This is a genomic window from Streptomyces sp. NRRL WC-3549, assembly GCF_000721935.1.
GTDB lineage: Bacteria > Actinomycetota > Actinomycetes > Streptomycetales > Streptomycetaceae > Streptomyces.
On record NZ_KL585430.1, the window covers coordinates 3326 to 5145 of the forward strand.

At 76.4% G+C, this 1820-nt stretch carries 3 protein-coding genes and 1 pseudogene; 3 read left to right on the forward strand and 1 reads right to left on the reverse strand.

The annotated features are described in order from the left end of the window. Both IH13_RS0130065 and IH13_RS0130070 read left to right on the forward strand, forming a co-directional pair. Positions 1-244, forward strand: a pseudogene (locus tag IH13_RS0130065) (alpha/beta hydrolase); the annotation flags it as partial. A gap of 56 nt (positions 245-300) precedes the next feature. Next, positions 301-555 carry a MoaD/ThiS family protein gene (locus IH13_RS0130070; protein WP_031089230.1) on the forward strand — a complete coding sequence of 85 codons (255 nt, stop codon included), beginning with the start codon at positions 301-303 and terminating at the stop codon, positions 553-555. 201 nt (positions 556-756) lie between these two features. Here IH13_RS0130070 and IH13_RS46245 read toward each other — a convergent pair whose 3' ends face one another. Next, entirely contained in the window at positions 757-1383 is a 627-nt protein-coding gene (locus tag IH13_RS46245) for a hypothetical protein (RefSeq protein ID WP_420713413.1), read from the reverse strand. 121 nt (positions 1384-1504) lie between these two features. Between IH13_RS46245 and IH13_RS46250 the strand changes: the two genes are divergently transcribed. After that, positions 1505-1810: a hypothetical protein gene (locus tag IH13_RS46250; protein ID WP_420713414.1), complete on the forward strand. Its 306-nt coding sequence runs from the start codon at positions 1505-1507 to the stop codon at positions 1808-1810. Positions 1811-1820: the final 10 nt, after the last annotated feature.

Below are 1820 nucleotides of genomic sequence, written 5' to 3' on the forward strand. Positions count from 1 at the left end.
CCTCACCGGGGACTGGGACCCCGTTCCGCTCCCGCCGGTCGAGGCGGTGCCGCTGATCCGGGTGCCGCTGCTGATCGTGCACGGCGACCGGGACCCGTACTTCCCGCTCGACCACCCCCGCACGCTGGCCGCGGCGGGCCGGGGACGTGCCGAGCTGTGGGTGGAGCACGGCATGGGCCATGCCGAGAACGCGGCGGACGAGGGCCTGCTCACGCGTATCGCAGACTGGACGGCGTCGGCGTGAGGGGCGGCGTGGCTGATGATGGACAGCTGACGGAGGACGACGAAAGGGGTGCCGCCATGGCGGCGGGGACGATCCGCTACTGGGCCGCGGCCAAGGCCGCCGCGGGGACCGCGGAGGAGCCGTACGCGGCGTCGACACTGGCCGAGGCACTGGACGGGGTGCGCGAGCGGCACCCGGGCGAGCTGACGCGTGTGCTGCGCCGGTGCTCGTTCCTGATCGACGGGAACCCCGTGGGGGCCCGCGGCCATGAGACCGTACGGCTTGCCGAGGGCGGCACGGTCGAGGTGCTCCCGCCGTTCGCAGGAGGGTGAACCGGAGACCATGAGCAACGACGAGCAGCAGTACGGCCAGGGGTACGGACAGCAGTACGACCCGCAGGGCCGCCCGTACGACGCGTATCCGGCGTCCGGGACCCCGTCCGGGGCCGACTGGCCCCGGGCCCGGGGCCAGGAGGCGGGGCAGCCGTCCGGGTACGGGTACCCGGCAGCGCACCAGGAGCCCGGGCAGGCCGGTCACGGGGCGGCGCAGACCTGGCAGGGCCAGACCTGGGACACCCAGTACCAGCCCTCGATCCGGCCGCGTCCGGCCGCGCCCGCGACCGGTGCGCAGACCCCGGGGCGAGCGGCCGCGTACGGCCCACCGGACTCCACCGGCCCGGGTGCGCAGTACCCCGGCGCCCCGTCGCACCCCGGTGCCCCCCACGGGGCGCCTCGGTACGGCGCCCCGCACAGCCGTACGCCACGCCCCAGCCGTACGCGGAGCCCGCGGCACCGCAGCACACCGCCGGGCAGCACGCCGCCCCCCAGCCGTACGCCGCCGACGACGGGTACGGTCCGCCCACCACCCTGGGCAACAGCCGGATCACCGACGCCCAGCGGGCCCGCGCCGAGGGTCGGTCGCCGATCATCGCGCCCGGGACGCAGCCCGCCGCGATCACCGCCGGGCTCGGCCTGCTCCTCGCCGCCGGTGCCGCGATCGGGCCGTACGCGTTGCTGGTACCGCTCGTCCTGCTCCAGGCCGTCACCGCGGCGGGGTGGTTCCGGCTGAACGGGATGTGGCCCGCCCGGCAGGGCATCGCCCTCGCGTTCCTGGGCGGTGTCGTCGCGGACGCCGTGCTGCTCGTGGCCGGGCGGGACCACGGTCCGGCCGCCCTCCTCGGCACGCTCGGCGTCTGGGTGCTGCTCACCCTGGTGCTCCAGCTCCGCAGCCGCGCGGGGGCCGACGAGCGGATGTACGGGCTCTGTCTCTTATACACATCCGGTGACCGTGGGCGCGTCGGCCGTCGCGGTCGCCGTGCTCGTCCGGGCCCTCCCGCTGCCCGGTCCGGTCTCGGCCGTCGTGTCGCTGATCGTCGCCGCGGGGGCCGGTGCGGTGGCCGGGTCCTTCACCGGCTTCGGTACGCAGGGCGCCCTCCTCGGCCTCGCCGCCGGTGGCTGCGCGCTGATCGGCCTGCGGGTCGCGAGCTACGACTACCCCTCCCGGTTCGTGCACATGACGGCCGGGGTGGCGCTGCCGCTGACCGCCGCCGCGCCCGCCGTCTACCTGCTCGGGCGGGTCCTGGCCTGACGCTGCACCG

Bases quoted from the DNA above. Each gene is read 5' to 3' on its own strand.
- IH13_RS0130070 (WP_031089230.1), top strand. From the start codon at position 301: ATGGCGGCGGGGACGATCCGCTACTGGGCCGCGGCCAAGGCCGCCGCG.